We start from the raw sequence: 26,051 nt of genomic DNA on the forward strand, positions 1-26,051 counted from the left end.
TCGCTTAGACTTTGGAGGTGTACATGACCGGCCTCGTTGCATTCGTTCGCCGCCTACGGCGGGAAGCTCCGCACCAGATTGCAGCCATGGCGCTGTGCCTCGCCGGCGCGGTGGCGCTGTTCGCAGCGCCAGGCTTGAACGCCGAGACGGCGCCGTCGCCCGAGCGCGTTCGCGGCTTCTTCTGCAATGAGAAAACCGACTCCATCAATTTCCTCATGTATCAGGCGCAGGGCGAGAACGAGGAAATGGCGGCCAACGCGGTCAACAAGGCCATCGCCAAGTTCTCGTGCGCTTACTACCTGCCGGCCACCGCGATCTACACCGGCGAGCACACCGTCATGCGCGACGGGCTCGTCTTCAAGCTACACAGCTATCTGTTCTTGCCTGAGAAGGTGGAACGCTGGAGCGGCTCGGTGCTCGGCTCGCTGCAGCAGCCGGCGAACGCCAAACACGACGTATAAGCCGAACAGGCTTCTGAACAAACGAAAGCGGGAGCGCGGCTCGCGCTCCGGCTTTTCTAGTCGTTACGCTGAGGCGATCAGCGGCGCGAGAGGCTGAGCTGCGCGGCGGTGCCGTCGCCCGACAGGCTCACGCTCTGGCTCTTGCCGTGCACGGTTACGCGGATGGATCCGCGCACGTTGTACTCGCTATTGAAGAAGCTGCCCTTATAGGAGTTGCCTCCCGCCTTGTAGACCTTGGCGGTCTGCGAGGCCTTGCCCGACGCCGTGGCGCAGGTCGCGGTCACCGTGTAGCTGCCGCCGCCGCCGGAATAGCGGGCATGGCAGCGCGCCTTCTCCTTCGAGCCGCTGGCGAACGAAACCCACCCGCCGCCGCTCCACGACCCAGCCAGCCCGCCCGGCTCGGCTGCGCTCGGACCGATGATGCCGACGACGGGGATGGCAGCGAGCGACAGCATGCCTGCGCGGCGCGCCAAGCGATTGAGGATCTGCATGTTCATGACTGGACCTTGCGCAATGAGCCTGTGTCCAATGTGGACAGACTACACGAAATTGAATCTCGAGAGGAGAAGCGGTGTGTGCCGGGTACAGACAGTGACGCAGAAACGTAACAAGTCGCTGAACGATCACGGTGCGCAGCTGCCTTGCCCCGTCGCTATATGGGTATCCTTCTTAACCTGCGAAAGGCCCGCTGTTCCTTGCGGAACAGTGCGCCGCGCAAGGCGCGAGTAACGATCTGCCATGCGCCGCTCGGCTGGGCGGCGATCCTTGCGGATGGCTAACGATCTCGCTCCAGGGGAGGCGAAAATGCTGCGCGCCTGTTTTGTTTTGATTGGTGGAGTGTTGACGGGAGGTTTCCTCCTCGTCGCCTTGCTGGCGACGTCGGCGTCGGCGGGCATGAGCCAGGATCTGGCGAGCTGCACCGCAGCAAGGGACCGGAGCGCCGCTGCGGCGTGCACGCGCGTTATGAATAGTGGTCGCCTGCCGCGCGAGCAGATGTACATCGGCCATTTCAATCGTGGCACCGCGTATCAGCGGGCGGGCGACTTCGCCAAGGCGATCAGTGATTTCACCAAGGTCCTGGAGCTGAAGCCGGACTTCCTGCGCGCCTACGAAGCGCGCGGCATGGTTCATGATGACCGGGGCGAGAAGGACATGGCCCTGGCCGACCTCGACGAGGCGGTGAAGCGCGACGGCAAGCAATGGCAGTTCCTCTATAGCCGCGCTGTGGTCCTTCGCGCCAACGGCGACCGAGAGGCTGCGCTGCGCGATTTAGACGCCGCCATCGATCTGAATCGGGATGCCGCCTTTATACCGCTGATGCGGGCGCTGATCCTTGCTGACCAGGGGTCGTATGAATCGGCGCGGGCCGAGATCAACCGCGTGCTGGCGGAGGGTCGCGATGATGCCGCGGCGCACTATGCGCGCGCCGCCGTCGCCTTTGCGGAAGGTCGCATCGATGCGGCCGAGGAGGACGCCGATCGGGCGCTGAAACTGCATGCCGACTTCGCCGCCGCGCACATGCTGAAAGGGCGCATCCTCGAGGAGCGCGGCGACAAAACCGCGGCCCGCAAGCGCTTCGATAGGGCCCTCGCAGCAGCCACCGATTCCTTTGACGGGCGCACCACGCGGCGCGTCGCCAACGAGCGGCTGGCGGTACTCGGCAAGCTGGGCAACGACGGCAAGCCAGGCAAGGAAAAGCGCGACAACCTCGCCGCGGTTAGGGCCGAACCCAAGGCGGAACAGCGACGTCCGCTCGACTGCAAGGTATTCTTGCCGGCGACCGGCAGCGTCGTCAGCGCAAAGTGCAGCGAGTAGCTGTCAGAGATCGAGCTCGACCCACGCAGGCACGTGATCGGACGGCTTCTCCCACGCGCGCGTGAAGCGGTCGACGCCGGCGGCGACGAGCCGATCGGTCGCTTGCGGCGACAGCAGCAGGTGATCGATGCGGATGCCGTCGTCCTTCTGGAAGGCGCCCGCCTGATAGTCCCAGAACGTGTAGACGCCAGGTCCCGGATGGCATAGGCGAACTGCGTCGGTGAGCCCGTCGTTGAGGATGCAGCGATAGGCGGCGCGCGTTTCCGGCTGGAACAGAGCGTCGGAAGTCCACGCCGCAGGGCGCTTGGCATCGACCGGCTCGGGTATGACGTTGTAGTCGCCGGCCATGACGAACGGGATCTCCTCGGCCAGGAGCCGCCGGAAGTGCTCGCGCAGCCGGCCCAGCCAGGCGAGCTTGTAGGGAAACTTCTCGGTGGTGATGGGATTGCCGTTCGGCGCGTAGATCGAGGCGACCTTCACGACGCCCGACGGCACCGAGATCACCGCCTCGATGAAACGCGACTGGTCGTCGGCATCATTGCCCGGCAGGCCAGTCTTCGCTTCCTCGAGCGGCTGCTTCGACAGAATGGCGACGCCGTTGAAGCCCTTTTGCCCGTGCACGGCGCAGTGATAGCCGAGCTCATCGAAGACTTCGGAAGGAAAAGCTTCCGTCTGGCATTTGATCTCCTGCAGGCAGACGACGTCGGGGGAGGCCTGCCGCAGGTAGGCGAGCGCCGAGTCGAGGCGCGCCTTGACGCCATTGATGTTCCAGGTCGTTACCTTCATGCCGGGAAGGCGTAGTCGAGAATCGTAGTCCTGGCCAGCATGGCTAGGAATCGCGGCGGCTTAAATAGAGAAGCTGGTGCCGCAGCCGCACGAGGCGGTGGCCTTGGGGTTGTTCACCCGGAAGGACGCGCCGATGAGATCGTCGACGAAATCAATCTCCGAGCCGGCGAGAAAGCCCAGCGAAACCTGATCGATAACCACCTTGGCGCCGGCGCGCTCGAGCACCACGTCGTCGTCGGCCGCATCCGGCACGAGATCGAACTTGTATTGGAAGCCCGAGCAGCCACCGCCTTCAACGCTGATACGCAGCGCCCGCGCTGCGCTCTCGCCGGCCACGATCTCCGCGATGCGCTTGGCGGCGCGCTCGGTGACGGTAATGGGTTCGCTCATATTGGCCTCGGAGGCGGCTCCGACTCCTGCCCGGACTTGCAGCCGGCAGGAATCTGTTCCTTATCCAAGATAGGCGCGATGGTTGCCAAGTCAAAGCCCGTCAGGGCCTGTAGGATCCAGCACAGCTTTGAAACCAGCAGGCAACAAGAGCCTAGCCGCCGACTACGGGGCGGCCTTGGCACCGGGCGAGCGGGCGCCGGCAGCCTATTCGGCCGGCGCCGTGCCGAGCCGCGGGCGCTTCCACAGCGAGCCTGAATGTACGACGCGCAGCCCGTTCCAGCGTGACCGCGACCGCGTTCTGCACTCGACCGCCTTCCGGCGCCTCACCTACAAGACGCAGGTGTTCGTCTTTCACGAAGGTGACCACTACCGCACGCGCCTGACGCACTCGCTCGAGGTGGCGCAGATCGCCCGCACGCTCGCACGCCAACTGCGCCTCGACGAGGATCTCGCCGAGGCGCTCGCGCTGGCGCACGATCTCGGCCATCCGCCGTTCGGGCATGCCGGCGAGCGCGCCCTCGACAAGGCGATGCAGGGCTTCGGCGGTTTCGACCACAACGCGCAGAGCCTGCGTGTCGTCACCGCGCTGGAGCGCAAGTACGCGCAGTTCGATGGCCTGAACCTGACATGGGAGACGCTCGAGGGCCTCGCCAAGCACAATGGCCCGGTGGCGGATGGAAGCGCTGTTGCGAAAGTGGCGCGGCGTCTCGAGCGGTGGCGTAGCCTAGACCTCACGTCTTGGCCGGCGGCCGAAGCGCAGGTCGCCACCCTCGCCGACGACATCGCCTATGTGTCGCACGACATCGACGACGGGCTGCGCGCGCATCTCATCATTCTTGCCGATCTCGAAGGCCAGCCCCTATCCGGTCCGGCGATGACGCACGTCCGCGCCCGCGGCAGCCCTGATGAGGGGCGTGCCGTGTATGAGCTGACGCGCCGGCTGATTACGCTGATGATCGCCGATCTCGTTGCCGAAACGCGCGCACGCCTCGCCGCCCTCGGTCCGCAATCGCCGGACGACATCCGCGCGGCCTCGCAGGCAACGGTTGCCTTTTCGCCCGCGCTGGCCACCGACATTGCGCGCCTCAAGGCCTTCCTGTTCGAGCGCGTCTACCGGCATGAGCGCGTCATGGGTGTGATGCGCGACGCCGAGCGCATCGTCGCCGACCTCTTCGCGCGCTACATGGCCGAGCCCGCCGCCATGGCGGAAGCCTGGTACGCCGCTTCCCGCCCCCTCGATGCGCACCGCCGCGCCCGCCTCATCGCCGACTTCGTCGCCGGTATGACCGATCGCTACGCCATCGCGGAGCACCGCCGGCTGTTTGACGCCACCCCCAATTTGCGTTAGGGGGCCGCGACTTTTCTCATCGCTTCCAGCTCCCAGGATCGCCGCCGTGGACGTGTTCGTTGACATCGAAAGCCGCGTTGCGGCGGCGCTCGAAGCCTTGAAGGCCGAGGGCGCTCTGCCGGCCGATCTGCCGACGGCCGGCATAGAGGTCGAGACCCCGCGCGATCCGACCCATGGCGACCTCGCCACCAATGCCGCGATGGTGCTCGCCAAGCCGGCGCGCATGAAGCCGCGCGACATCGCCGAGAAGCTGCAGGCGAAGCTGTCGGGGGCCGATGGTATCGAGGCGGTGACGGTTGCCGGCCCCGGCTTCCTCAACCTGACGCTCAAGCCGGCGGTATGGCAGAGCCTGGTGCGCACCATCCTGCAAGAAGGCCAGGACTACGGGCGCTCGACGTCCGGCAAGGGCAAGACGGTCAATGTCGAGTATGTCTCCGCCAACCCGACCGGGCCGATGCATGTCGGGCACTGTCGGGGCGCCGTATTCGGCGATGCGCTCGCCAACCTGTTGGCTTTCGTGGGGTATGAGGTCACCCGCGAATACTACGTGAACGACGCCGGCGGCCAGGTGGACGTGCTCGCCCGCTCGGTGTTCCTGCGCTACCGCGAGGCGCTGGGCGACGATATCGGCGAAATTCCGGCTGGGCTCTATCCCGGCGACTACCTGAAGCCCGTCGGCGAGGCGTTGGCCGAGGAGCACGGGCGCTCGCTCATCGACATGCCTGAGGTACGGTGGCTCCCCATCGTGCGCAGGTTTGCGATCGACCGCATCATGCCGACGATCAAGGACGATCTCGCCGCGCTCAACATCAGGCACGACGTATTCTTCTCCGAAGCCTCGCTGACCGGCGACGGCGCCGACAAGGTCAAGGCGGCCATCGATGCGCTGCGCGCCAAGGGCCTCATCTACAAGGGACGGCTGCCGCGTCCGAAAGGGCACGACGACGAGGAGTGGGAGGACCGCGAGCAGACGCTGTTCAAGTCGAGCGAGTTCGGCGACGAGGCGGATCGTGCGCTGATGAAGTCGGACGGCAGCTACACCTACTTCGCCGGCGACGTCGCCTATCACTACGACAAGCTGCTGCGCGGCTATAAGCACTTGATCAACGTCTTCGGCGCCGACCACATCGGCTATATCCCGCGCATGCTGGCGGTCGTTGCCGCCTTTGCCGGCGGCATTGTCGAGCGCGACGCCAAGGGCAAGATCAAATCCTGGCAAACGATTGGCGGCTCGAGCGATCTCGCCATCAAGGTCGTCAACCTCGTCAAGCTGTTCAAGGGAGGCGAGCCCTACAAGATGTCGAAGCGCGCCGGCACCTTCGTGACGCTGCGCGATGTCGTCGACGAGGTCGGGCGCGACCCCGTACGCTTTATGATGCTGTACCGCAAAGAGCTGGAGCCGCTCGACTTCGACCTCGCCAAGGTGGTGGAGCAGTCGAAGGACAACCCGGTCTTCTACGTGCAGTATGCGCACGCGCGCGCCGCCTCGGTGTTCCGCAACGCGCAGGCGGTGTTCCCCGAGCTCAAGCCCGGCGGCCGCGCCGTGCGCGAGGCGGATCTCTCCAAGCTGACGGACACAGGTGAGATCGAGCTGGTCAAGAAGCTGGCATACTTTCCGCGCCTCATCGCCGGCGCCGCGCGAGCCGAGGAGCCGCACCGGGTCGCCTTCTACCTCTACGACCTTGCCTCCGCGCTGCACGCCCAGTGGACGCGAGGCAATGATTCGCCACATTTGCGATTTATTCAGGCAGAAGACGGGGTTATGACCGCGGCGCGGCTCGCACTAATCGCCGCTGTCCAACAGGTGATATCCTCGGGACTTTCAGTCCTTGGCGTCGAGGCCCCGGATGCTATGCGCTAGACTCCGATTCGACGCTTACGGCTGAAACAGCGCTTCGAGGGGTTCTCACGATGACTCGCTCCCAAGGTGCCGCGAATAATGGATGGCCAGCGCAGCGCCGTCCTGCGGGGGAGCCCGATCCCCGTAGCGGTGGGCGCCCCGCGCAGCGACCCCAAGCCCCTCAATACGCTGCCCCAGCTCAGCAGAGCGCGGCTTATCCGCAACAGGGCTATGGCGAGGCACAGGCACCGGCCCATGGCGCCCAGCAGGCTTACCACTATCCCCAGCAGCCGCAGTATGCCCCGCAGGCCCCCGCACCGGCCGCGCCGCCGATCAATCGGCAGGGCCTAAGCAGCCTCGACAGCGCACGCAATGCGCAGCCGACCCACGATTTCGAGAACTTTCCACGCACCCAGCCGCCGCAGTATGCGCCGCAGCCGGCGCGCCAGTCGCCGCCGGCGCAGCGCGCTGTGTATGCGGTTCCGCCGACCGAGCAGGGCGCGGCGGGCTACCGCCAGCCTCCGGCCGCGGCCCCCCAGTATGCCCCCCGAGCAACCGCCCCTGCCTATGACCAGTGGCCGGCGGCGCCACCGGCGCAGGATCCTTACGGCCAGGACCTGGGCGGCTACCTGCCGGGCGACACCGCATTTCCCGCCAACAGCAATCAGCCGCACATGGATCCTCTGCAGCAGGCCGACTGGGCGATGCCGGCGGCCGGCTATGGCGATCCTGCGCTCGAGCAGCAGGGCTACGGGCGCGGCCAGCTCGGCTATGACCAGCCGCACGGCGGGGCGTTAGAGCCGACCTACAACCAGGACGACGCCGGCGCCTACGAAATCGAGGAGCCGCGTCGCGTCAGCTGGACCATGCGCATCGCCGGCGCCGTCGTCGTCGCCATAGGCCTCGGGTACGGCCTGGCGCAGGCCTACAAGGCGGTGCTCGGAGCGCCCCCCGACGCGGCACCGCCGGTCATTGCCAGCGATGCCTCGCCCGCCAAGGAAAGGCCGCTCGACCCCGGCGGCAAGCAGTTCTCGCACACCGACAGCAAGGTGCTCGGCCGGCTTGGCGATGGCGGTGCTTCGGGTAGCGAGGACAGCTCCGGCGGTCTGTCGGAGACCGACACCAGCAGCAACGGCACACGCAAGGTGTCGACCCTTGTCGTCGGCCGCGACGGCTCGATTGCGCCGCCCGCCGCCACCGCGGAGCCGGCCTCGGCACCGGCCGCCGAGGCAACGGTCTCGGTTCCTGGTCTCACCGTCGTCGATGCGTTCGGCAGCGCCGCCCAGGCCCCCCCGCAGCGGCCAGCCGAGCCGGCGCCGAAACAGGCCGAGGCCGAGCCGGTCGTCGTGAATTCGCCTGCAAAGCCGCGCGTCAACGTCAAATCGACCAAGGTCATTCCGGCGTCTACCGCCAGCATCCCCGAAGAGGAGGCCGCTGCGGCGCCAGCCCCGAAGAAGCAGAAGGTGGCCGCCGCCACCCCGACGACGACCAACGAAGGCGCGACCAGCGCTACCGGTGCCAACGGGTATGTCGTCGTGCTCGCCTCGGTACCGGTCTCCGGCAACAGCCGTCTCGATGCGCTCAGGAAGTTCGCCGACATGCAGCAGCAGTACGGCATCGTGCTGGCCAACAAGACGCCGGACGTGCGCGAGACGGTGCTGGCCGGCAAGGGCGCATACCACCGGCTCCTGGTCGGGCCGCCCGGCTCCCGCTCGCAGGCCAGCGAGCTATGCACGCAGCTCAAGGCCTCGGGCTACAAGGACTGCTGGGTTACCGCTTACTAAGCAGCCTTCCGGGGGCGCGCTCGACGGCCGCCCCCCGCGATGCTAGTTCGGGCCCGACCTGAATTTTCCTCGGATTGGTGATGCGCACCGCTCTCATCGTCGGTGTCGCGGGCACGAAGCTGTCGCGCGACGAAGCAGCCTTTCTCAAGGAGGCGCGGCCGGCGGGCTTCATCCTCTTTGCCCGCAACCTCGCCGATCACGCGCAAATCCGCGCGCTCATCGCCGACGTGCGCGCCGCCGTTGGCGGCGACGATTTGCTCGTGCTCATCGACCAGGAGGGGGGCAGCGTGCAGCGCCTGCGCCCGCCCCTGGGGCGCGCGCTGCCGCCGGCGGCGGCATACGGCAGGCTCTATGCGCGCGATCGCGATGCAGCGGTAACGGCGGTCTTCGAGGTCACGCGCCTGCTGGCCGCCGACCTTTCCGCCCTCGGCATCAATACCGACTGCGCTCCAGTGCTCGACGTGCCTGTGCCCGGCGCGCACGACATCATCGGCGATCGTGCTTACGGCCGTAGCGTCGATCAGGTTGTCGCGCTGGCCGAGGCGGTAGGTGATGCTTTCATTGCCGGCGGCGTGGTGCCGGTGATCAAGCACATCCCCGGTCACGGACGCGCCACCGCCGACAGCCATTTGGCGCTGCCCGTGGTTACCGAGGCGCGCGATGAGCTGGCGGTCACGGATTTCGCGCCCTTCAAGGCGCTGAACCGCATGCCGGCGGCGATGACGGCGCACGTCGTATTCCGCGACATCGACCCCGAGGCGCCGGCCAGCACCTCGCCGATCGTCACCCGCGACATCATCCGCGGCGCCATCGGCTTCGACGGCCTCTTGATGAGCGACGACCTCACCATGAAGGCGCTGTCGGGGCCGATGCGCGCCCGCGCCGAGGCGGTGATTGCGGCCGGCTCGGACCTTGCCCTCCACTGCAGCGGCGATCTGCCGGAGATGCGCCAGGCGGCCGCCGGGTCGGGCGCGCTAGGGGGGCGCGCACGCGAGCGTTTTGACGCAGCCGTTAAGATAACCAAAGCCACGCGGCCGTTTGATTCCCATGCGGCCGAGGCGCAACTCGCCAAGGTCCTTGCATTTGCGGCCGGTAGTGCTGAATCAGTGTAAACTCAACACTATATGATTGCCGAATCAAACGCGGTGGTCGCTACCCGGCTGCCGCAGGGACACAGCCATTAGGACGCAATGAGCGCCGAGCCGCAGGAAGCCAACGAGGCCGTTGCAGCATGGGAGGAACCCGTCGTCGAAGCGCGCTTCGACGACGAGGATGCGCTGATCGTCGACGTGGCGGGCTACGAGGGGCCGCTCGACCTTCTGCTCGCGCTGGCGCGCACGCAAAAGGTCGACCTGTCGAAGATTTCCGTGCTGGCGCTCGCCGACCAGTACCTCGGCTTCATAGGCGAAGCGCAGAAGCTGCGCCTCGAGCTCGCCGCCGACTATCTCGTCATGGCGGCATGGCTGACCTACCTCAAATCGCGCCTGCTGCTGCCGCGCGAGACCGCGCATGGCGAGGGGGCGAGTGCCGAGGAGCTGGCACGCAGGCTGTCATTCCGCCTCATGCGCCTCGAAGCGATGCGGGAAGCCGCTGCGCAGCTGATGACGCGCATGCGCCTCGGCCGCGATGTATTCCAGCGCGGCATGCCGGAGGGTACGCGGACCATTCGCGAGACCGAGTTCACGGCGAAGATCTACGACCTGCTGCATGCCTACGCCGACCAGCGCCGCCGCACCATCAAGGTTGGCCACGTCGTCAAGGTGCGCCCGGTGTGGTCGATCAAGGACGCGCGCATTCGCCTTGAGCGTCTGCTCGGCGAGGCGCCATCGCCCACCGAGTGGCTCGCCTTCGAGCGCTGCATGCAGGAGCTGGCGAGTGCCCACGAGAACGGCAAGACGGTTATGGCCAGCTCGTTCGGTGCTACGCTCGAAATGGCCCGTGAAGGACAGATCGAGCTGCGTCAGGAAGGTCCGTTCGAGCCCATTTACATGCGTCCTCGCCGATCCGACGCAGCCGAGCCTGCTGCAGACTGGCGGCTGGTGCGATGATCGAGAAATTCGCCATCGTTAGCGGCGAGGTGTCGAGCGAATTTCTCGATCTGAATCGCACTAGCAAGTCTAGGTTTCTAGTGTCCCTGATGATTCCGAAGTTCACTCTCGGTCCCAGCGGCGAAGTCAGGCGAACTTCGGAATCGGGACACTAGTCGTCTAGTTGGTGAAACCCGTGTGCGTCCCGGACAGCCAATGACGAAAGAAAAGCGCATGGAACCGCCGCGCCTGAGCCTGGTCCCATCCGGCCGGGAGAGCAACGACAACGGGCGCGACGAAGCGGGCGATGAGCCGCTGCGCGCCGGCGCGCTGCCACGCAATGTCGCCGCGCTTCCCTTTGCCGATCACCGCGCGAAACTGCGCATCCTCGAGGCCCTGTTGTTCGCCGCCGCCGAGCCTCTCGACGAGGCCAAGCTGGCGAGCCACCTCGCCGAAGGCGAGGACATCGGCGTGCTCATCGAGGAGCTGCGCGCGTTCTATGCTGGGCGCGGCGTCAATCTCGTGCGCGTCGCCGGCAAATGGGCCTTCCGCACCGCCGAGGATCTCGCCTACCTGCTCGAACGCTATGCGACGCAGGAGCGGCGCCTGTCGAAGGCGGCGCTGGAGACGCTGTCGATCGTCGCCTACCACCAGCCGGTGACGCGCGCCGAGATCGAGGAGGTCCGCGGCGTGACGACCTCGGCCGGCACGCTCGACATTCTCCTGGAAACGGGATGGGTGCGCCTGCGCGGGCGCCGGCGCGCGCCGGGCCGTCCCGTTACCTATGGCACCACCGACGCCTTTCTCAGCCACTTCGGGCTCGAAAGCATCAAGGACCTGCCAGGTCTCGCCGAGCTGCGCGCTTCCGGTTTGCTCGACGGCAACCTGCCGCCCGACTTTGCCGTGCCGGAGCCGGCCGACGTGGCTGCCCTGATGCCCGACGAAATGCCGCTCGAGGCGGGCGAGGGCGACGATGATGAGCCTGCCGATGACGGCGAGGAGCGGGCGGACGACGATAGCTTGCCCCCGAGCGGGGAGCCCGATAAGTCGTGACGCCGGACGTTGCCGCGTAATCAAGGTGCCCGTCAGTTGCCGTTGTTCTCCGAAGTGCCCCCATCACCCGCCGCCGACAATGGCGTTGCCAGTGGCAACGGCAAGGGCCGCGCTGCGGCCACCTTCGCCGCCCGTCTCACCTTCGAGAACGTCACCCGTGACTACGATGCGACGCAGGCGCTGGCCGGCGTCGACCTCGACATCGCGCCGGCGGAGATCGTCTGCCTCCTCGGTCCCTCGGGCTGCGGGAAGACGACGCTGCTGCGCATCGCGGCCGGCATCGAGAAGCCGACCGCTGGCCGTGTGTTGATCAACGGGCTGGAAGTGGCTGGGCCAGCCCGGTTCGTCGCGCCGGAGGATCGCGGCGTCGGCCTGATGTTCCAGGACTTCGCGCTGTTCCCGCACCTCACCATCCTTGGCAATGTCGCCTTCGGTCTCAAGGCGCTGCCCAAGGCGGAGGCGCGGCGCGAGGCGCTCGCCGCCCTGAAGCGGGTGGGGCTCGCCCACCTTGCCGACGCGTACCCGCACATCCTCTCCGGCGGTCAGCAGCAGCGCGTGGCGCTGGCGCGCGCCATCGTTCCGCGTCCGGCCGTGATGCTCATGGACGAGCCGTTCTCCGGGCTCGACGTGCAGCTGCGCGATGCCATGCAGGAGGAGACGCTGTCGCTATTGCGCGAGACGCGCGCGACGTCGGTCATCGTCACGCACAACCCCGAGGAGGCGATGCGCATCGGCGACCGTATCGCGGTGATGCGCGCCGGGCGCCTCGTGCAGGCCGGCAGCGCCGAGGCGCTCTACCATGAGCCGGCCGACCTGTTCGTGGCGCGCCTCTTTTCGGAGATCAACGAGATCGGCTACCGGGTGGGCAGCGCCGGCATCGACACCCCGATCGGCGTGTTGAGGGCACCGAGCCTCGCCGCCGGCACTCGGGCCACGGTGTGCATCCGCGAGCGCGGCGTGCACCTGTCACGCAACGGCGCGGGCCTTTCGGGGCGCGTTCTCGACGTGAAGTTTCTCGGCGATGTCGCCCGCCTGGAGGTGGGCGTCGAGGGCTTCGATAAGGCCCTGAAAGTGCGTGCGCGCGAGAGCGAGGGTTGGGCACGCGGCGACGAGGTGCGCGCGCAAATCGACCCCGCAAGCGCGCTCGTATTCCCTGACGAAAGTCAAAAGTGAAGCTTTCGTAATATGTTAGCCCTAGTGCGTAGGTTTGGCGCCCTTGCGGGGCCATATGCTTTCTGCGATACCAGTTACCGAAATAGCAACGCCTTGGTGACGGGACCGTTGCGGTTTTCGCAACTCAAGGAAGGAGCGAACGACGATGGGCTTGAGCGGCTGGCATTTGCTCATCCTCGCGCTTGTCGCGCTTCTAATTTTTGGCGGCAGCGGGCGTATCTCGTCCATCATGGGCGATATGGCCAAGGGCATCAAAAGCTTCAAAAAGGGCTTGTCCGAGGACGACGACACGGACAAGCCCGAGGCGCGTCCGATCGAGCCACGCGTCATCGACCAGCGCCCGGTGAAGTCGTCCGAGCGCGACACCACCAAGACGGGCTAGTTGGCGGTGCGGCGCGCGCGGTGCCGCGGCGCCTGGCGCTCGCATTGCCTTGAGCGCGTCGGTAATCGGAACGACGCATGTTCGACATTACCTCCAGCAAACTGCTCATCCTCGCCATCGTGGCGCTGATCGTCGTCGGGCCGAAGGACCTGCCGATCCTGTTGCGCACCGTCGGCAAGTACCTCGGCGTGATCCGCCGGCAGGCGGCGGAGTTTCGCAGCCAGTTCGACGAGGCAATGCGCGAAGCCGAGCTCGACCAGCTGAAAAAGGAGTTCGAGAACGTCAGCCGCGAGGTGCACGCGACGATGGACGAGGGCTCGCGCCTCGTCGATAGCCAGATCGCGGCGGCACGCATCGAGGATCAGACGCCGAGATTCGGGCTTGGTGCTCCGCCCACGTCAGGGCCCGACAACACGCCCGCCGAGGTCGCGGGCGATGCGAAGGCGCCCGAGCCGACGCGTGAGCCGGGTAGGGGAGCGGCATGACCGACGTCGCCGAGCGGCCCGATGAGCGGCCTGGGCAGGACGAGATCGACGCCTCGAAGGCTCCATTGCTCGAACACCTCGTCGAGCTGCGGTCCCGGCTGATCTATTCGCTCATCGCCATCGGCATCGCCTTCGCGCTCTGCTTCGTCTTCGCCAAGCAGATCTACAACATTCTCGTATTGCCCTATCAGTGGGCGCACGGCGGCACCGAGCCGATCGAGATGATCTACACGGCGCCGCAGGAGTTCCTGTTCACGCAGATGAAGCTCGCCCTGTTCGGCGCCTTCTGCATCTCGTTCCCCATCGTCGCCGCGCAGATCTACAAGTTCGTCGCGCCCGGCCTGTACAAGAACGAGCGGCGCGCCTTCCTGCCGTACCTCATCGCGACGCCGGTGCTGTTCTTGCTCGGCGCGCTGCTCGTCTACTTCCTCGTCATGCCCATGGCGATGCGCTTCTTCCTGTCGATGCAGCAGACGGGAGGGCCGGTGGAGATTCACCTGCAGGCGCGCGTGTCGGAATACCTGGCGCTGATCATGAACCTGATCATCGGCTTCGGCATCTGCTTTCAGCTGCCCGTGGCGCTTACGCTGCTCGCCAGAGCCGGCCTCGTCACCGCGGAGACGCTCAAGAAGGGGCGGCGCTACGCCATCCTCGGCATCACCGCGGTGGCGGCGGTGCTATCGCCTCCCGACCCGTTCAGCATGCTGGCCATGATGCTGCCGACAATCGGGCTGTATGAGCTGTCGATCTGGGCGGTGGAGCGCGTCGCCCGCCAGCAGGCCGCCAAGCAGGCTCAGACCTAGCTCGCGAGCCTCAGCGGTTTCATTTTCGATGTGTCGACTTTCCGCTCGGCGTGCCAGAGGTCGTAGGCCGTCTGCATGTTGAGCCAGGACGTGGCTGTGGTTTCGAACACCGCGCCTAGGCGAACCGCCATGGCTGGCGTCACCGGCTGTCTTTCGGCGAGGATATCGTAGAGCGACTGCCGCGAGATGCCGAGCGTGCGCGCCAGCTCGGTCTTCGGCATCGGCAACGCCGGTAGCACGATCTCCCGCAAGAAGGCGCCCGGGTGTGTCGGGCAGCGACTATCGGCTCTCTTCGGCACTCCGGCCATCTCAGTTCCTCGTAACGCTTAACAACCTCGGTGCGGCTAGTGATAGTCTGGACCATCCCCGGCGCGCCCACTATACCGTCCGCGACGATCTAATAGACCCCAGTATTTTCGTCATGGCCGCGCAGGCGGCCATCCACGCCAGTCTCCACCTCCGCTTCGCACGAGATGCAAAGTCTCGCAGCGGCAACCTGTTGAGGCTTGCATGGATCCCGGCCTTCGCGGGGATGACGGTATTGAGGTCCGACGAAACAGCTGAAAGCAAGCAACGTGTTCGATATCAAGTGGATCAGGGACAACCCCGCGGCGTTCGACGCCGGCCTGAAGAAGCGCGGGCTGCCCCCGCAGGCGGCCGAGCTGATCGCGCTCGACGAGGCGCGGCGCGCGCACGTCACGAAGCTGCAGGAGGCACAGGCGCGCCGCAACGCCGCCTCGAAGGAGATCGGCAAGGCCAAGGCGGCCAAGGACGAGGCCACGGCGGAGGCGCTGATGGCCGAGGTGGCGATGCTGAAGGACACCCTCGCCAAGGGAGAGGACGCCGAGCGCGAGCTTGATGCGAAGCTGCGCGATGCGCTGTCCGTCATTCCCAACCTGCCGCTCGACGATGTGCCGCTCGGCAAGGACGAGAAGGACAACGTCGAGGTGCGCCGCGTCGGCGAACCATCGAAGCTCGACTTCAAGCCGAAGCAGCACTTCGACATCGGTGAGGGGCTTGGCCTCATGGATTTCGCCACGGCGGCGAAGATTTCCGGCGCCCGTTTCGTCGTCCTGAAGGGGGCGCTCGCCAGGCTCGAGCGCGCGCTCGGCGCCTTCATGCTCGACCTGCATACGACCGAGTTCGGCTACACCGAGAACGTCGTGCCGCTGCTGGTCAAGGACCACGCCGCCTACGGCACCGGCAACCTGCCCAAGTTCGCTAATGACCTCTTTCGCATCCGACGCGATGTTACGAGTGACGAGCCCGCTAAGCTTATTCCTAACCCGAGTGGTGGTTACTTTGCAGAGGCGGCAGCCGGTTTGCGGGAATCGCTCTGGCTCATTCCCACGGCCGAGGTGTCGCTGACCAACTTCGTGCGCGAGGAAATCCTCGACGAAGGAAAGCTGCCCATGCGCCTCACCGCGCAGACGCCGTGCTTCCGCTCCGAAGCCGGCGCCGCCGGCAAGGACACGCGCGGCATGATCCGCCAGCACCAGTTCACCAAGGTCGAGCTCGTCTCCATCACCACGCCGGAGGACAGCCTCGCCGAGCACGAGCGCATGACGGCGTGCGCCGAATCCGTGTTGCGCCGCCTCGAGCTGCCGTTCCGCACCATTCTCTTGTGCACCGGCGATATGGGCTTTGCCTCGCAAAAGACCTACGACATCGAGGTGTGGCTGCCGGGCGAAGGCACCTATCGCGAGATCTCCTCCTGCTCGGTGTGCGGCGACTTCCAGGCGCGGCGCATGAACGCGCGCTATAAGCCCAAGGGCGGCAAGGAAACTCGCTTCGTGCACACGCTCAACGGCTCCGGCCTCGCCGTCGGGCGCACGCTCATCGCCGTCTTGGAGAACTACCAGCAGGCGGACGGCTCGGTCGTCGTCCCCGAGGCGCTGCGTCCCTACATGGGCGGCCTCGCCGTCATCGAGAAGGGCAGCTGATGCTGTGGAGCGAGAAGTGGGCCGCACTCTTCTTCACCCTCCCCTCGATGGGGAGGGTAGTCGCCGGCTTGCCGGTGACCGGGTGGGGTGATGAGCTTGGGGTGATGCAAGCCGCGTTACTCCCGGTCGATCCCCCCACCCCTAGCCCCTCCCCACTAGGGGGAGGGGAACCCGACTGCGAGCTGGGTGGCGTTTGAACATGCGTATTCTGGTCACCAACGACGATGGCATCGGCGCGGAGGGCATGGACATCCTGCGTCGCATCGCCGAGGAGCTGACCTCCGACGTCTGGGTCGTGGCCCCGGAAAAGAACCAGTCCGGCGCCTCGCACTCGATGACGCTGCACGAGCCGCTGCGCGTGCGGCAGACGAACGAGCGCACCTTCGTCCTCCGCGGCACGCCGACCGACTGCGTGATCATGGCCGTGCGCCACTTTCTCATCGACCATCCGCCCGATCTCGTGCTCTCGGGCATCAACCACGGCTCCAACCTGGCCGAGGACGTGACCTATTCGGGCACCGTGGCCGCCGCCATCGAAGGCACCATGCTCGGGATCCGCTCCATCGCCATGAGCCAGGTCGGCGGCTCGCTGGAGGAAGGCAAGATCCACTGGGAGACGCCGCTCAATCACGGCCCGGGGTTGCTGGCGCGGCTGTTGGAGGCGGGCTGGCCGAAGGACATCGTCGTCAACATAAACTACCCGCCGTGCCCGCCCGAGGCGGTCACCGGCATCGAGGTGACGCGCCAGGGGCGGCGCGACCAGGCCTCGCTGTGCATCGATCAGCGCTCAGATCCGTGGGGCATGCCGTACTTCTGGTTCAACTTCGAGCGCCCGCCCTCGACCATGGTCGCTGGAACCGACCTTGCCGCCATCGACGCACGCCGCATTTCGGTGACGCCGCTGTGCCTCAACCTGACGCACGAGACGACGTGCCGGTCGCTGGCGCGCGCTTTCGATCCGGCGGCCGATCGCAAGCGCGCCGCCGGCGGCGACTTGTGAGCGGTTTGCCATCGCGGCGCCGCGATGTCGTCGCCGCAACGTCCTTAACAAAGCACAATGGGCGCCTAGCTTAGCCCTTGATGCAGGACGCGTCGGCGCTCCTGACGACGTCCGGCGAGCACTACGAAAATGCGATTTCAAACGGCCCTGCTGCCCCCGTTAAGGGACCATTAACCCCTTAAGGATTAATGGAAGGTTGGCAGTAAAGGTGCGTATCATGATGCGTTTTATGCGTTTCAAAAGCCGCCGAGCGTCGATCGCCCAGCCAGCGGGCCGCGCCGCCGCCGTTCTCCTCGCCAGCCTCGCCGGGGGATGCAGCGCCTCCATTTCGGGCTTCGATTTCCCGAGCTTCAGCCTCAACGACGACCCCAAGCCGCAGCAGACGGCGTCAGCATCGAGCCGCGGCAGCCCGAGCTATCTCGGCAACGACGGCTATGGCAGCGGGGGCAGCTACAACGCGCCACGCACCTACCGCGAGGGCAGCGTCAGCACGCAGAGCCTGCCTGACGCTACCCCGTCTTCCGGGTATCCGGGCTATTCCGGCGGCCGCACCGGCTCCAACACCTATGCCGCCAAAAACTACGCAAATAACGGGCGCTACGATTCCCCGCCGGCGAACTCGTATACGGCAAGCGGGCGTTACGGCACCGTGCCGCCGGCGACAACCGCCTCGACCAACCGCTACGATCCACAGCCGACGCCGTCGATGGCGAGCCCCGGCGACACCATCGAGGTGCAGGCGGGCGACACGCTCTACGGCCTGTCGCGGCGCCATAACGTGTCGGTCGCCGAGCTGATGCAGCTCAACAGCCTGTCGAGCCCCAATCTGCAGCTCGGCCAGAAGCTCTACCTGCCGCAGGGCGTGGCCGCCAACCGCTCGCCGGCGCCGCGGCCGATGCAGACCGCCAGCGTGCAGCCGCCTCCGCCGCCGGCCGATCTCGCAGCCAAGTATCGCGGCTCCTACACCGTTCGCCCCGGTGATTCCATTTACGGCATCTCGCGCTCGTACGGCGTGGCGGTCGCTGAGCTACAGCAGGCCAACGGCATCACCGACGCGCGCGGCATCAAGGCCGGCGCCGTGCTGCGCGTGCCGGGCGGGAGCGCCGATGCCCCCGCGCAGCAGATTGGCGTGGCACCGCCAGCGTCCTATCAGAGCAACATCCCCTCGACGCACCAGCCGACCATCATCAACGGCCCCAGCAATAGCCAAGCCGGCAATACCCAGTACACGCAGGTGGCGACACGCAACACCAACGACGTTGCGACCGGTGCCGTGAGCCCGCCGCCGCGCCAGTCATCGTCGGGCAGCGACAAGCTTCGCTGGCCGGTGAGCGGGCGCATCATCACCGGCTTCGGGCAACGTAACGACGGCACGCACAACGACGGCATCAACCTGTCGGTGCCGCTTGGCACGTCCGTGCATGCGGCCGAAGGCGGCACCGTCGCCTACGCCGGCTCGGAGCTGAAGGGTTACGGCAATCTGATCCTGCTGCGCCACGACAACGGCTGGGTCACGGCCTACGCTCACAACGACCAGCTGATGGTGAAGCGCGGCGACAAGGTGCAGCGCGGACAGGTGATCGCCACAGCCGGGCGCACCGGCTCCGTCGACCAGCCGCAGGTGCACTTCGAGCTGCGGCAGGGATCGAAGCCGGTCGATCCAGTGCCGTTCCTCGAGCGACTTTAGTTTTCGCGCAAGTGAGAGAGAGGGAATGGTGTCAGACCTCGAGGGTCTGACACCGTTTGCGGCGCTTGTGGCCGTCTGACCGGCATGGACCGGTGCCATCTTTAGATCAGAGTCGCGCGCACTGTTGAAGCGCGAAGATGCAGAGCTGCTCACGCTCCTTTGCCGAAGGCTTTGCGTAGCTCGTCCTTGGCGCGCTCGAGGACGAGCTTGCGCTTTTGCGTGAGATTGCGCCGGCGCGATTGACGTAGAACGTCAGCATCGACATCGCCGAGCGATACGGCTCCGACTTGCGCCGGCGGCTGCGCTCGGCCGAGCGCTTGAGCGAGGCGGCGATCTCCTTGGGATCATCGAGCGTGAACACGTCGGGCTCGAGATCCATCGCGTCGCTGTGCTCGGTGACCGCCTGCGACCATTTCTTAGGGCCGCACCGCACAGTGCTCCTCGGCGCGGATTTGCGCTTGGCGGCGGGGTTGGACTTTGTCTTGGCTTTGGTCGTGGCCATGATAGGCCTCCGTCATTCACTCCCGATGCTGCAAAACAGCTCCAAACGCCTCCAAGTTCGGCTATTGGTGACACGCTGCATAAGCGCCATGGCGGCATGTGGCGCACGCACCTTGCCCTCGTGGATGAAGTAGACGAACGCATCCCGCGGCTTCTTGGGCGGTTTGTAGTCTGCATCGATGAGCGGCAGGTCGGCGGGCACGCCGCCCTCGGCCCACGCCTTGAACCGCTTGGCCCAGGCATCGAGCGCCTTGGGGGCATACCCGGTCTTCACCTCGTCCTGGCCCTTCTGCAGGCGCGCGTAGATGAAATCACCGGTTATGTCGGCGATCGCCGGATAAGTCGCATGCTCGGCGAACACGACGGGCACCGCCTGCTCGCGCGTCAGCTTGATGAACTCCGGCGTGCAGAAGCTGTCGTGCCGCACCTCTACGACGTGGCGCAGCTTGCGCCCGTCGACCTTCTCCGGCAGCAGGGCCAGGAAGGCGGCGAAGTCGCCGGCGTCGAATTTCTTGGTTGGCGCAAACTGCCACAGCATCGGCCCGAGCTTGTCGCCGAGCTCCAAGGGCCCGGAATCGATGAAGCGCTTGATGCTATCGCCCGCCTCGGCGAGCACGCGGCGATTGACGGCGTAGCGCGGGCCCTTGAGCGCGAACACGAATCCGTCCGGGGTCTCGCTCGCCCACTTGGCGAACGTCTCCGGCGTCTGCGTGCGATAGAACGTGCCATTGACCTCGATGGTCGGCACGTGCTCGGCCGCGTAGGCGAGCTCCCTCGCGTGCGGCAGCTTGTCGGGATAGAACGTGCCGCGCCACGGCTCGAACGTCCAGCCGCCCATGCCGGCCCGGATGGCTCCCCGCTTCGTCATGTGGACCTCTTGTCATGCAGCCGCGGCGACGGTGGCAACCGCGCGGCGCTCGGTCAAGCCGTGGCTCGCCGGCGATAGGAGCATTTCGAGGCGAATCCGCCGCTGTCGCGAAACCGGCCGACAACCGCGAGCCCTTGATTGATATGCAGCGAGTGGCCGTGAGCCTCGCCTGCAGCCTCCACTTGAGGAATGGAACATGATCCCACATATGAGCTCCCCCGCGAAACGACCTGCTACCAAGCGTCAGTCGCACAAGGCGGCGCACGCATCGAGCCCTGTCATCGATTCCAATAAGCTCGAACGTATCAAGGTCAGCAGCGTCGACGACAAGAAGGTCGATTGGCACGCGTCGTTCGCAAGCTGCGGCGGCAACCATGCCGATCAGTCCTCGACCATCGTCTACGAGATCCCGCCAGGAGGCCATCTCGGCTGGCATACGGATGCGACCGAGGAGACGCAGTACATCATCTCCGGCAAGGGCGAGCTGCACATGGAGGACGGGAACTATCCCGTCGGGCCCGGCAGCGTGTTCGTGCTGCCGACCAATGTGCGCCACGACCTCGCCAATACCGGCAAGGAGACGCTGCGCGCCGTCGCCTTCTTCTCCGCCGCAATGTTCACGCAGGACTTCGACGCCATCATGCTGCCGCCGAAGTCGCACATCCTTGGCACGCCCAATCGCAACGGCTAGTCGGCTCGCGGCTCGACCAGAGACTGCAGCTGCAGCGCATTGTCGAGCGCGGCTCCGGCGGCGGTATTGTCGAAGATGCACCATACCTCGCGGCCGGAACGCGCCGTTTGCTGCAAACGTGTGGCAAGCGCCGCGAGGGACTCTGGCGTATAGGCGGAATAGTACATGCGCGGCGAGCCGTGCAGCCGGTAGTAGCGGACATGACCGAAGTCGGCGGCTTCGGTCGCCGCCGCCGGGGGCGGATCGGCATCGGCGCGCGCAACGTGGAACTTGCGAAACAGCCTTGCCGCCTCACCGCCGAACCATGCCGCATGGCGCGGCTCGCATACGACGTCGCCGGCGAATAGCTGTCTTAGGGTGGCGAAGAATGTGCCCGCCACGCTTGCATCGAACGCGAGCCTAGGCGGCAGCTGGATGAGCAAGGGCCCAAGCTTGTCGCCAAGGCCACCGGCCTCGCCGAGGAAGCGCTCGAGCGCGGCTTTAGTGTCCGCAAGCCGCGCCGCGTGCGTGACGGCCTTGGGCACTTTCACGGCGAAACGGAAGTCGGCCGGAACACTAGCCCCCCACCGTTCGTAGGTGCCGCGGCGATGCGGACGGTAGAACGAGGAGTTGATTTCGACGGCGTTGAAGTGCCGCGCGTAGCGCTCCAGATGCGTGCCGGGGGGCGGATACGCATCTGCGCTCTCCTTGCGCAGCGCCCACCCGGCGCAGCCGATGCGGATCAAACCGCGTGCCATGCAATTCCCATTCTGTGAGGAGGCACCCCGCGGTCGCCGCACGCCTGCCACGGCAAATAGGCTACTTCGCCCCCGCCACCGCTTTCCACACCGTACCGTCAATGGCCTCGAGCACGAGAATGCGCGCCGCGCCTTCGGCGGGCTGAATCGTGGTGGCGGGCAAGGTGATCGTCGCCCGCGCTCCCGTCTGCCCGCTGAAGCCGACGCGCTCGGTCTTGAAGCGCGACGCCCACACATAGGGATACCCGTTGCGGATGGCGGTGTCGGCAAGTGCGGCCAGCGCTTGCCCATCCCAGTGTGCGATCGTCTGGCCGGAGCCGTCGAGCAGCCTCGCGGCGATGATGTAGGCGGCGCCGGTGTCAGGTCCCGCATCGACGTATGCGTCGAACGTCACGCTGCCGTCGCCGGCGACGCTCGGTGCAGACAGCGCGATGTGATGGCGATGGAAGTTCACGCGCGAGTGCAGCGGCGAGACGACGGCGCCGAACAGGATCTGGTAGGTCAGAACCGTGAACAGCGCGCAGGCAACGCCCAGCCACAGTGCGAGGCGACGCAGCATCTCGGCCGGGAGCGGCCCGCTGAGCAGCCATGGTATCCAGGCGTAGCGCTGAGCCACGCTCGTCGACGCGAGGTAGCGCTCGTCGAGCGACCAGGCACCGCCCCCGGCGAGGAACACGGCCGAGCTCATGGCGACGCCCGACACGGCCATGGTCCACTCGTCGAGGCAGGTCGATCCCATCCAGCCGAAGATCACCATCAGGACGACGTTGAGCCATATGCTGACAAGCGCAGAGAGGCGCGTCGCCAGGCCGAGCATCAGCCCCAGCCCGACGGCAAGCTCGGCGAACGTCCACATCCACACCGAGGCGACGATGAGGTCGGGATGGCGCAGCGTCCACTCGATGGGGCCCTGCACCCACAGCGCGCCGGGCAGCGCGTGGGTCAGCTTCGCGGCGACGAAGCCCGGTATATCGAAATCCAGCTTGACCGCGTGCTCGACGCCGGCGACGTCGTGGAAGTCATAGACGAGGCGCCGCGTGGCTCCGCCCCAGAAGATGAAACCTTGCACGAAGCGGGTGCCGAGGAGGATCAGCGCCGCCAGCGACAGTGCCCCCGCCGATGCCCTAGGCTCGATTTGGTCCGCATGCGCCATGCAACTTCTCCTGCTGCTCGGCGCGATCGGCGCCGCATTCGTGGACGGGAGCAACGTTAACGGCGATGCGCTAAAACCAGATTACGGGGAGCGCTTTCGTCTTCGCGAGCGGCAGCAAGGAGGGTGAACATGGACAAGACTGCTACGACCATGGGCAGCTTCGATATCGCCGAGATCGCCGGCTCGCTCCCTGAAAGTGCCAGCACCTTGCTGGTCGATCGCTATCTCACCGATCGCCCGTCGGCGAGCGCGCGCGTCTTCCGTGTCTATAAGCCGACGCCGCCGCACTATCACGCCAAGTGCGACGAGTACCTCTATGTGTTCTCGGGCCGCGGCACGTTCTGGATGGGTGACGCCTCGAAGAAGGCCGAGTTCGGGCCGGGGCAGCTCTTGCACTTCGAGCGCGGCACCGTGCATGCGCTCCCCGATATCCTGGAGGCGCCGCTGGTGTTCCTGTCCATCGACACACCCCGCCGCGATCCAAAGGATGTCATCTTCGTCGATTCGAGCGATGGCACGCCGGAGAGCTTCATCCAGCACAGCGGCGGTTACTGAACCGCACCCTGAGGGCGACGTGAGACTGCTGGTCCGCACACTGCAGCGCCTCGCCATCTTCGCCATCGGCGCGATCAGCGTCTGGCTGATTGTCTTCGTCGTCTTCGACTTCGCTGACCAGGAGCTGCCGGTCTACTTCGCGCTCCTCGCCACCTATGCCATCGGTGCTTACGTCATCCTTCCCTATGCCGTGCGCATGGGGCTCAAGGTGCTGCAGCGCCGGCGCGTCCCGAGCTTCACCGTCGCCGCCGACGGGCTGCCAGCTGATCCCGTCAATCTCGTGCTGTTCGGCACGCGCGATGAGCTGCGCACCGCGTTCGCTACCATCGGCTGGGTCGAGGCCGACAAGCTGAGCCTCGCCAGCTCCTGGCGCATGGCGAAGGCGTTCGTGCTCAACCGCCCCTATCCGGCTGCACCATTCTCGACGCTGTATCTCTTTGGGCGCGGGCAGGACATCGGCTTCCAGAAGGCCATCGGCGACAGCCCGCGCAAGCGCCATCACGTGCGCTTCTGGGGACGCAGTCTGGAAGACACGCAGGATATCGACACGGCGAGCTTCTGGCTCAACACCGACGTTCCCGCGCCGGGTGCGCGCGTGCCTTGGGTTGGTGCCGGCACACGCGACACCGGCTTCGGCCTCACCAAGCTGACGTTCCAGATCACGCACCGCACCGATGCCGACACCAACGCCGAGCGCGATTACATTGTCGGTGAGCTCCGTGATGCGGGCGCTTTGGGCGAGGCGGTATCGGTCGAGGCCGGCGACCGAATCCCCGGGGAGCACGTCAACCGCTACATCACGGACGGTGATGTCGCCGTCGCGGCGCTGGGCAAAGACGCGGCGCTGCCGCGTGTTTAGCCCTGCGTCACCGCCTTCACGTCGATGAACTTGATGTCCGGGTTGCGCTCGGCAACCCAGTTCAGGCTGAACACGGAAGGCGCCATGTAGACGTAGTCGCCCTCCGAGTCCTTGGCGACCGACGACCGGTTTATCTCGATGAAGCGGTTGAGCTTCGCCGGATCGTCCGCTTCGATCCAGCGCATCACCTCGCACGGCGCCGTCTCGAAGCCGATCGGCAGACCGTACTCGTGCGTCAGGCGGTCTCCCAGCACGTCGAGCTGCAGCGCGCCGATGACGCCGACGATGGGCGGCGTGCCGTCGAGCGGCGAGAACAGCTGCACCACGCCTTCTTCGGCCATCTCTTTCAGCGCGTCCTTCAGCTTCTTGGCGCGGATCGCGTCCTCGAGCCGGATGCGACGTAGGATCTCCGGCGCGAAGCTCGGGATGCCGAGGAACTGCACGTCCTCGCCCTCGGTCAGCGCATCGCCGATGCGCAATGTGCCGCGGTTCGGGATGCCGACCACGTCGCCGGCGTAGGCCTCCTCGGCCAGCGAGCGGTCCTGCGCGAAAAAGAACTGCGGCGCGGTGAGCGCCATCGTCTTGTCGGTGCGCACGTGCTTCACCTTCATGCCGCGCGTCAGCCGCCCCGAGCACAGGCGCATGAAGGCCATGCGGTCGCGGTGGTTGGGGTCCATGTTCGCCTGGATCTTGAAGATGATGCCTGTCATCGCCGGCTCGGTCGCCTCGATGGTGCGCCTCGCCGCCTTGCGGCTGAGCGGCGGTGGCGCATAGGCAATGAGCGCGTCGAGCAGATCGCGCACGCCGAAGTTGCGCAGCGCGCTGCCGAAGTAGACCGGCGACAGCGCCCCTTCGCGGAAGGCCTTGAGGTCGAAAGAACCGCACGCGTCGCGCACCAACTCGATCTCCTCGCGCCAGGCTGCCAGCTCGTCCGGTTCCAGCAATGTCTCGAATATAGGATCGTCCGGCCCCGACACGGGCAGGCCCGCCGGATCCTCGTCGATGCGGCGGATACGCGGGGTCGACAAGTCGAACGTGCCGCGGAAGCCGCGCCCCTTACCGATCGGCCACACCATGGGCGCGGTATCCAGCGCCAGCACCTTCTCGATCTCGTCCAGGAGCTCGAGCGGCTCGCGCGCTTCGCGGTCAAGCTTGTTGATGAAGGTGATGATGGGAATGTCGCGGAGGCGGCACACCTCGAACAGCTTGCGCGTGCGCGCCTCAATGCCCTTGGCCGCGTCGATCACCATGATGGCGCTATCGACGGCGGTGAGGGTGCGGTAGGTGTGGTCGGAGAAGTCCTCGTGGCCCGGCGTGTCGAGCAGGTTGAAGACGGCGCCCTCGTACTCGAAAGTCATCACCGAGGTGACGACCGAGATGCCGCGCGCGCGCTCGATGGCCATCCAGTCGGAGCGTGTGTTGCGGCCATCCTTCTTCGCCTTCACCTGCCCGGCGAGCTGGATGGCGCCGCCGAACAGCAACAGCTTCTCGGTCAGCGTCGTCTTGCCGGCGTCGGGGTGCGAGATGATGGCGAAGGTGCGCCGGCGGCGGATCTCGGCGGCGAGCGCAGTATTGGTGGCGCCGTTGGCCTTGGCTGGCGCGATGTCGTTCGGCATTTGCGTGTTCTGGCGCCTGCGGTTGGGCGCGCGCGTGGCGCGGCACGGGTTGCGAGCGGTGCCCTTAGCACCGTTCACCCGTCAGGTCGATTCC

The 26,051-nt window shown here is 66.4% G+C and carries 26 protein-coding genes and 1 pseudogene; 18 read left to right on the plus strand and 9 right to left on the minus strand.

Annotation, left to right across the window (positions count from 1 at the left end; genetic code table 11):
* Positions 1-23: 23 nt before the first annotated feature.
* Complete coding sequence (locus F9K20_RS10720; protein ID WP_291001088.1) at positions 24-461, plus strand: hypothetical protein; 438 nt, start codon at positions 24-26, stop codon at positions 459-461.
* Positions 462-538: 77 nt separating this feature from the next.
* Here the strand turns inward: F9K20_RS10720 and F9K20_RS10725 are convergent, their stop codons facing one another.
* The gene (locus F9K20_RS10725; RefSeq protein WP_291001091.1) at positions 539-958 is read right to left on the minus strand and encodes a hypothetical protein; all 420 of its coding nucleotides are present in this window, start codon (positions 956-958) and stop codon (positions 539-541) included.
* Positions 959-1,232: 274 nt separating this feature from the next.
* Between F9K20_RS10725 and F9K20_RS10730 the strand changes: the two genes are divergently transcribed.
* The gene (locus F9K20_RS10730; RefSeq protein WP_291001093.1) at positions 1,233-2,276 is read left to right on the plus strand and encodes a tetratricopeptide repeat protein; all 1,044 of its coding nucleotides are present in this window, start codon (positions 1,233-1,235) and stop codon (positions 2,274-2,276) included.
* 3 nt (positions 2,277-2,279) lie between these two features.
* Here F9K20_RS10730 and xth read toward each other — a convergent pair whose 3' ends face one another.
* Together xth and erpA are read right to left on the minus strand one after the other, a co-directional pair.
* On the minus strand, positions 2,280-3,062 hold the full coding sequence (gene xth / locus F9K20_RS10735; protein ID WP_291001096.1) for an exodeoxyribonuclease III: 783 nt from the start codon (positions 3,060-3,062) through the stop codon (positions 2,280-2,282).
* Between the two features lie 60 nt (positions 3,063-3,122).
* On the minus strand, positions 3,123-3,452 hold the full coding sequence (gene erpA, locus F9K20_RS10740; RefSeq protein WP_291001099.1) for an iron-sulfur cluster insertion protein ErpA: 330 nt from the start codon (positions 3,450-3,452) through the stop codon (positions 3,123-3,125).
* Between the two features lie 175 nt (positions 3,453-3,627).
* On the opposite strand from erpA, the gene F9K20_RS10745 reads away from it, so the two are divergent.
* The 10 genes from F9K20_RS10745 to tatC all read left to right on the plus strand — a co-directional run bounded on the left by F9K20_RS10745 (position 3,628) and on the right by tatC (position 14,347).
* A complete protein-coding gene (locus tag F9K20_RS10745) occupies positions 3,628-4,800 on the plus strand; it encodes a deoxyguanosinetriphosphate triphosphohydrolase (RefSeq protein ID WP_291001196.1) in 1,173 nt (390 codons plus the stop codon).
* A gap of 46 nt (positions 4,801-4,846) precedes the next feature.
* Positions 4,847-6,661 carry an arginine--tRNA ligase gene (argS, locus tag F9K20_RS10750; protein ID WP_291001102.1) on the plus strand — a complete coding sequence of 605 codons (1,815 nt, stop codon included), beginning with the start codon at positions 4,847-4,849 and terminating at the stop codon, positions 6,659-6,661.
* Positions 6,662-6,711: 50 nt separating this feature from the next.
* Entirely contained in the window at positions 6,712-8,424 is a 1,713-nt protein-coding gene (locus F9K20_RS10755; RefSeq protein WP_291001105.1) for an SPOR domain-containing protein, read from the plus strand.
* An 80-nt stretch (positions 8,425-8,504) separates the two neighbouring features.
* Positions 8,505-9,536, plus strand: a complete 1,032-nt coding sequence (gene nagZ, locus F9K20_RS10760) for a beta-N-acetylhexosaminidase (RefSeq protein WP_291001107.1) — start codon at positions 8,505-8,507, stop codon at positions 9,534-9,536.
* A gap of 78 nt (positions 9,537-9,614) precedes the next feature.
* Positions 9,615-10,472, plus strand: a complete 858-nt coding sequence (locus tag F9K20_RS10765) for a ScpA family protein (protein ID WP_291001110.1) — start codon at positions 9,615-9,617, stop codon at positions 10,470-10,472.
* Positions 10,473-10,667: 195 nt separating this feature from the next.
* Complete coding sequence (gene scpB / locus F9K20_RS10770) at positions 10,668-11,504, plus strand: SMC-Scp complex subunit ScpB (protein ID WP_291001112.1); 837 nt, start codon at positions 10,668-10,670, stop codon at positions 11,502-11,504.
* Positions 11,505-11,540: 36 nt separating this feature from the next.
* The gene (locus tag F9K20_RS10775) at positions 11,541-12,677 is read left to right on the plus strand and encodes an ABC transporter ATP-binding protein (RefSeq protein WP_291001115.1); all 1,137 of its coding nucleotides are present in this window, start codon (positions 11,541-11,543) and stop codon (positions 12,675-12,677) included.
* 145 nt (positions 12,678-12,822) lie between these two features.
* Positions 12,823-13,059 carry a twin-arginine translocase TatA/TatE family subunit gene (gene tatA / locus F9K20_RS10780; protein ID WP_291001117.1) on the plus strand — a complete coding sequence of 79 codons (237 nt, stop codon included), beginning with the start codon at positions 12,823-12,825 and terminating at the stop codon, positions 13,057-13,059.
* Between the two features lie 77 nt (positions 13,060-13,136).
* On the plus strand, positions 13,137-13,544 hold the full coding sequence (tatB, locus tag F9K20_RS10785) for a Sec-independent protein translocase protein TatB (RefSeq protein ID WP_291001120.1): 408 nt from the start codon (positions 13,137-13,139) through the stop codon (positions 13,542-13,544).
* Complete coding sequence (tatC, locus tag F9K20_RS10790; RefSeq protein ID WP_291001122.1) at positions 13,541-14,347, plus strand: twin-arginine translocase subunit TatC; 807 nt, start codon at positions 13,541-13,543, stop codon at positions 14,345-14,347. The genes tatB and tatC overlap by 4 nt, the downstream gene beginning before the upstream one ends.
* On the opposite strand, the gene F9K20_RS10795 is transcribed toward tatC, so the two are convergent.
* On the minus strand, positions 14,344-14,655 hold the full coding sequence (locus F9K20_RS10795; protein ID WP_291001125.1) for a HigA family addiction module antitoxin: 312 nt from the start codon (positions 14,653-14,655) through the stop codon (positions 14,344-14,346). The two genes, tatC and F9K20_RS10795, sit on opposite strands and share 4 nt — an antisense overlap.
* 267 nt (positions 14,656-14,922) lie before the next feature.
* On the opposite strand from F9K20_RS10795, the gene serS reads away from it, so the two are divergent.
* The 3 genes from serS (at position 14,923) to F9K20_RS10810 (ending at position 18,977) form a co-directional block, all read left to right on the plus strand.
* A complete protein-coding gene (gene serS / locus F9K20_RS10800) occupies positions 14,923-16,290 on the plus strand; it encodes a serine--tRNA ligase (RefSeq protein ID WP_291001127.1) in 1,368 nt (455 codons plus the stop codon).
* A gap of 199 nt (positions 16,291-16,489) precedes the next feature.
* Positions 16,490-17,290 carry a 5'/3'-nucleotidase SurE gene (gene surE, locus F9K20_RS10805; protein ID WP_291001130.1) on the plus strand — a complete coding sequence of 267 codons (801 nt, stop codon included), beginning with the start codon at positions 16,490-16,492 and terminating at the stop codon, positions 17,288-17,290.
* Positions 17,291-17,507: 217 nt separating this feature from the next.
* Positions 17,508-18,977: a LysM peptidoglycan-binding domain-containing protein gene (locus F9K20_RS10810; RefSeq protein ID WP_291001133.1), complete on the plus strand. Its 1,470-nt coding sequence runs from the start codon at positions 17,508-17,510 to the stop codon at positions 18,975-18,977.
* A gap of 149 nt (positions 18,978-19,126) precedes the next feature.
* Here the strand turns inward: F9K20_RS10810 and F9K20_RS10815 are convergent.
* Together F9K20_RS10815 and F9K20_RS10820 are read right to left on the minus strand one after the other, a co-directional pair.
* Positions 19,127-19,356: pseudogene (locus F9K20_RS10815) on the minus strand (DUF3175 domain-containing protein).
* 135 nt (positions 19,357-19,491) lie between these two features.
* Complete coding sequence (locus F9K20_RS10820; RefSeq protein WP_291001136.1) at positions 19,492-20,346, minus strand: DUF72 domain-containing protein; 855 nt, start codon at positions 20,344-20,346, stop codon at positions 19,492-19,494.
* Positions 20,347-20,554: 208 nt separating this feature from the next.
* Between F9K20_RS10820 and F9K20_RS10825 the strand changes: the two genes are divergently transcribed.
* Positions 20,555-21,037 carry a cupin domain-containing protein gene (locus tag F9K20_RS10825; protein ID WP_291001138.1) on the plus strand — a complete coding sequence of 161 codons (483 nt, stop codon included), beginning with the start codon at positions 20,555-20,557 and terminating at the stop codon, positions 21,035-21,037.
* On the opposite strand, the gene F9K20_RS10830 is transcribed toward F9K20_RS10825, so the two are convergent.
* A complete protein-coding gene (locus F9K20_RS10830; RefSeq protein WP_291001141.1) occupies positions 21,034-21,774 on the minus strand; it encodes a DUF72 domain-containing protein in 741 nt (246 codons plus the stop codon). The genes F9K20_RS10825 and F9K20_RS10830 overlap by 4 nt on opposite strands.
* Positions 21,775-21,835: 61 nt before the next feature.
* Positions 21,836-22,927 (minus strand): TQO small subunit DoxD, encoded by a 1,092-nt coding sequence (locus F9K20_RS10835; RefSeq protein WP_291001144.1) that lies wholly within the window; start codon positions 22,925-22,927, stop codon positions 21,836-21,838.
* A gap of 129 nt (positions 22,928-23,056) precedes the next feature.
* Between F9K20_RS10835 and F9K20_RS10840 the strand changes: the two genes are divergently transcribed.
* Together F9K20_RS10840 and F9K20_RS10845 are read left to right on the plus strand one after the other, a co-directional pair.
* Positions 23,057-23,482, plus strand: coding sequence for a cupin domain-containing protein (locus F9K20_RS10840; RefSeq protein WP_291001145.1), 426 nt, complete (start codon positions 23,057-23,059; stop codon positions 23,480-23,482).
* Between the two features lie 19 nt (positions 23,483-23,501).
* Positions 23,502-24,341 carry an LssY C-terminal domain-containing protein gene (locus tag F9K20_RS10845; RefSeq protein WP_291001147.1) on the plus strand — a complete coding sequence of 280 codons (840 nt, stop codon included), beginning with the start codon at positions 23,502-23,504 and terminating at the stop codon, positions 24,339-24,341.
* Here the strand turns inward: F9K20_RS10845 and F9K20_RS10850 are convergent.
* Positions 24,338-25,957 carry a peptide chain release factor 3 gene (locus F9K20_RS10850; protein ID WP_291001149.1) on the minus strand — a complete coding sequence of 540 codons (1,620 nt, stop codon included), beginning with the start codon at positions 25,955-25,957 and terminating at the stop codon, positions 24,338-24,340. The two genes, F9K20_RS10845 and F9K20_RS10850, sit on opposite strands and share 4 nt — an antisense overlap.
* Positions 25,958-26,051 lie beyond the last annotated feature (94 nt).

Source organism: Hyphomicrobium sp. (assembly GCF_009026145.1).
Classification (GTDB): Bacteria; Pseudomonadota; Alphaproteobacteria; order Rhizobiales; family Hyphomicrobiaceae; genus Hyphomicrobium_A.

Excerpts from the sequence above, each read along its gene's own strand:
- F9K20_RS10720 (WP_291001088.1), top strand. The coding sequence starts at position 24 with ATGACCGGCCTCGTTGCATTCGTTCGCCGCCTACGGCGGGAAGCTCCG.
- F9K20_RS10725 (WP_291001091.1), bottom strand. The coding sequence starts at position 958 with ATGAACATGCAGATCCTCAATCGCTTGGCGCGCCGCGCAGGCATGCTG.
- F9K20_RS10730 (WP_291001093.1), top strand. The coding sequence starts at position 1,233 with ATGGCTAACGATCTCGCTCCAGGGGAGGCGAAAATGCTGCGCGCCTGT.
- xth (WP_291001096.1), bottom strand. The coding sequence starts at position 3,062 with ATGAAGGTAACGACCTGGAACATCAATGGCGTCAAGGCGCGCCTCGAC.
- erpA (WP_291001099.1), bottom strand. The coding sequence starts at position 3,452 with ATGAGCGAACCCATTACCGTCACCGAGCGCGCCGCCAAGCGCATCGCG.
- F9K20_RS10755 (WP_291001105.1), top strand. The coding sequence starts at position 6,712 with ATGACTCGCTCCCAAGGTGCCGCGAATAATGGATGGCCAGCGCAGCGC.
- nagZ (WP_291001107.1), top strand. The coding sequence starts at position 8,505 with ATGCGCACCGCTCTCATCGTCGGTGTCGCGGGCACGAAGCTGTCGCGC.
- F9K20_RS10765 (WP_291001110.1), top strand. The coding sequence starts at position 9,615 with ATGAGCGCCGAGCCGCAGGAAGCCAACGAGGCCGTTGCAGCATGGGAG.
- scpB (WP_291001112.1), top strand. The coding sequence starts at position 10,668 with ATGACGAAAGAAAAGCGCATGGAACCGCCGCGCCTGAGCCTGGTCCCA.
- tatA (WP_291001117.1), top strand. The coding sequence starts at position 12,823 with ATGGGCTTGAGCGGCTGGCATTTGCTCATCCTCGCGCTTGTCGCGCTT.
- tatB (WP_291001120.1), top strand. The coding sequence starts at position 13,137 with ATGTTCGACATTACCTCCAGCAAACTGCTCATCCTCGCCATCGTGGCG.
- tatC (WP_291001122.1), top strand. The coding sequence starts at position 13,541 with ATGACCGACGTCGCCGAGCGGCCCGATGAGCGGCCTGGGCAGGACGAG.
- F9K20_RS10795 (WP_291001125.1), bottom strand. The coding sequence starts at position 14,655 with ATGGCCGGAGTGCCGAAGAGAGCCGATAGTCGCTGCCCGACACACCCG.
- surE (WP_291001130.1), top strand. The coding sequence starts at position 16,490 with ATGCGTATTCTGGTCACCAACGACGATGGCATCGGCGCGGAGGGCATG.
- F9K20_RS10810 (WP_291001133.1), top strand. The coding sequence starts at position 17,508 with ATGATGCGTTTTATGCGTTTCAAAAGCCGCCGAGCGTCGATCGCCCAG.
- F9K20_RS10820 (WP_291001136.1), bottom strand. The coding sequence starts at position 20,346 with ATGACGAAGCGGGGAGCCATCCGGGCCGGCATGGGCGGCTGGACGTTC.
- F9K20_RS10825 (WP_291001138.1), top strand. The coding sequence starts at position 20,555 with ATGAGCTCCCCCGCGAAACGACCTGCTACCAAGCGTCAGTCGCACAAG.
- F9K20_RS10830 (WP_291001141.1), bottom strand. The coding sequence starts at position 21,774 with ATGGCACGCGGTTTGATCCGCATCGGCTGCGCCGGGTGGGCGCTGCGC.
- F9K20_RS10835 (WP_291001144.1), bottom strand. The coding sequence starts at position 22,927 with ATGGCGCATGCGGACCAAATCGAGCCTAGGGCATCGGCGGGGGCACTG.
- F9K20_RS10840 (WP_291001145.1), top strand. The coding sequence starts at position 23,057 with ATGGACAAGACTGCTACGACCATGGGCAGCTTCGATATCGCCGAGATC.
- F9K20_RS10850 (WP_291001149.1), bottom strand. The coding sequence starts at position 25,957 with ATGCCGAACGACATCGCGCCAGCCAAGGCCAACGGCGCCACCAATACT.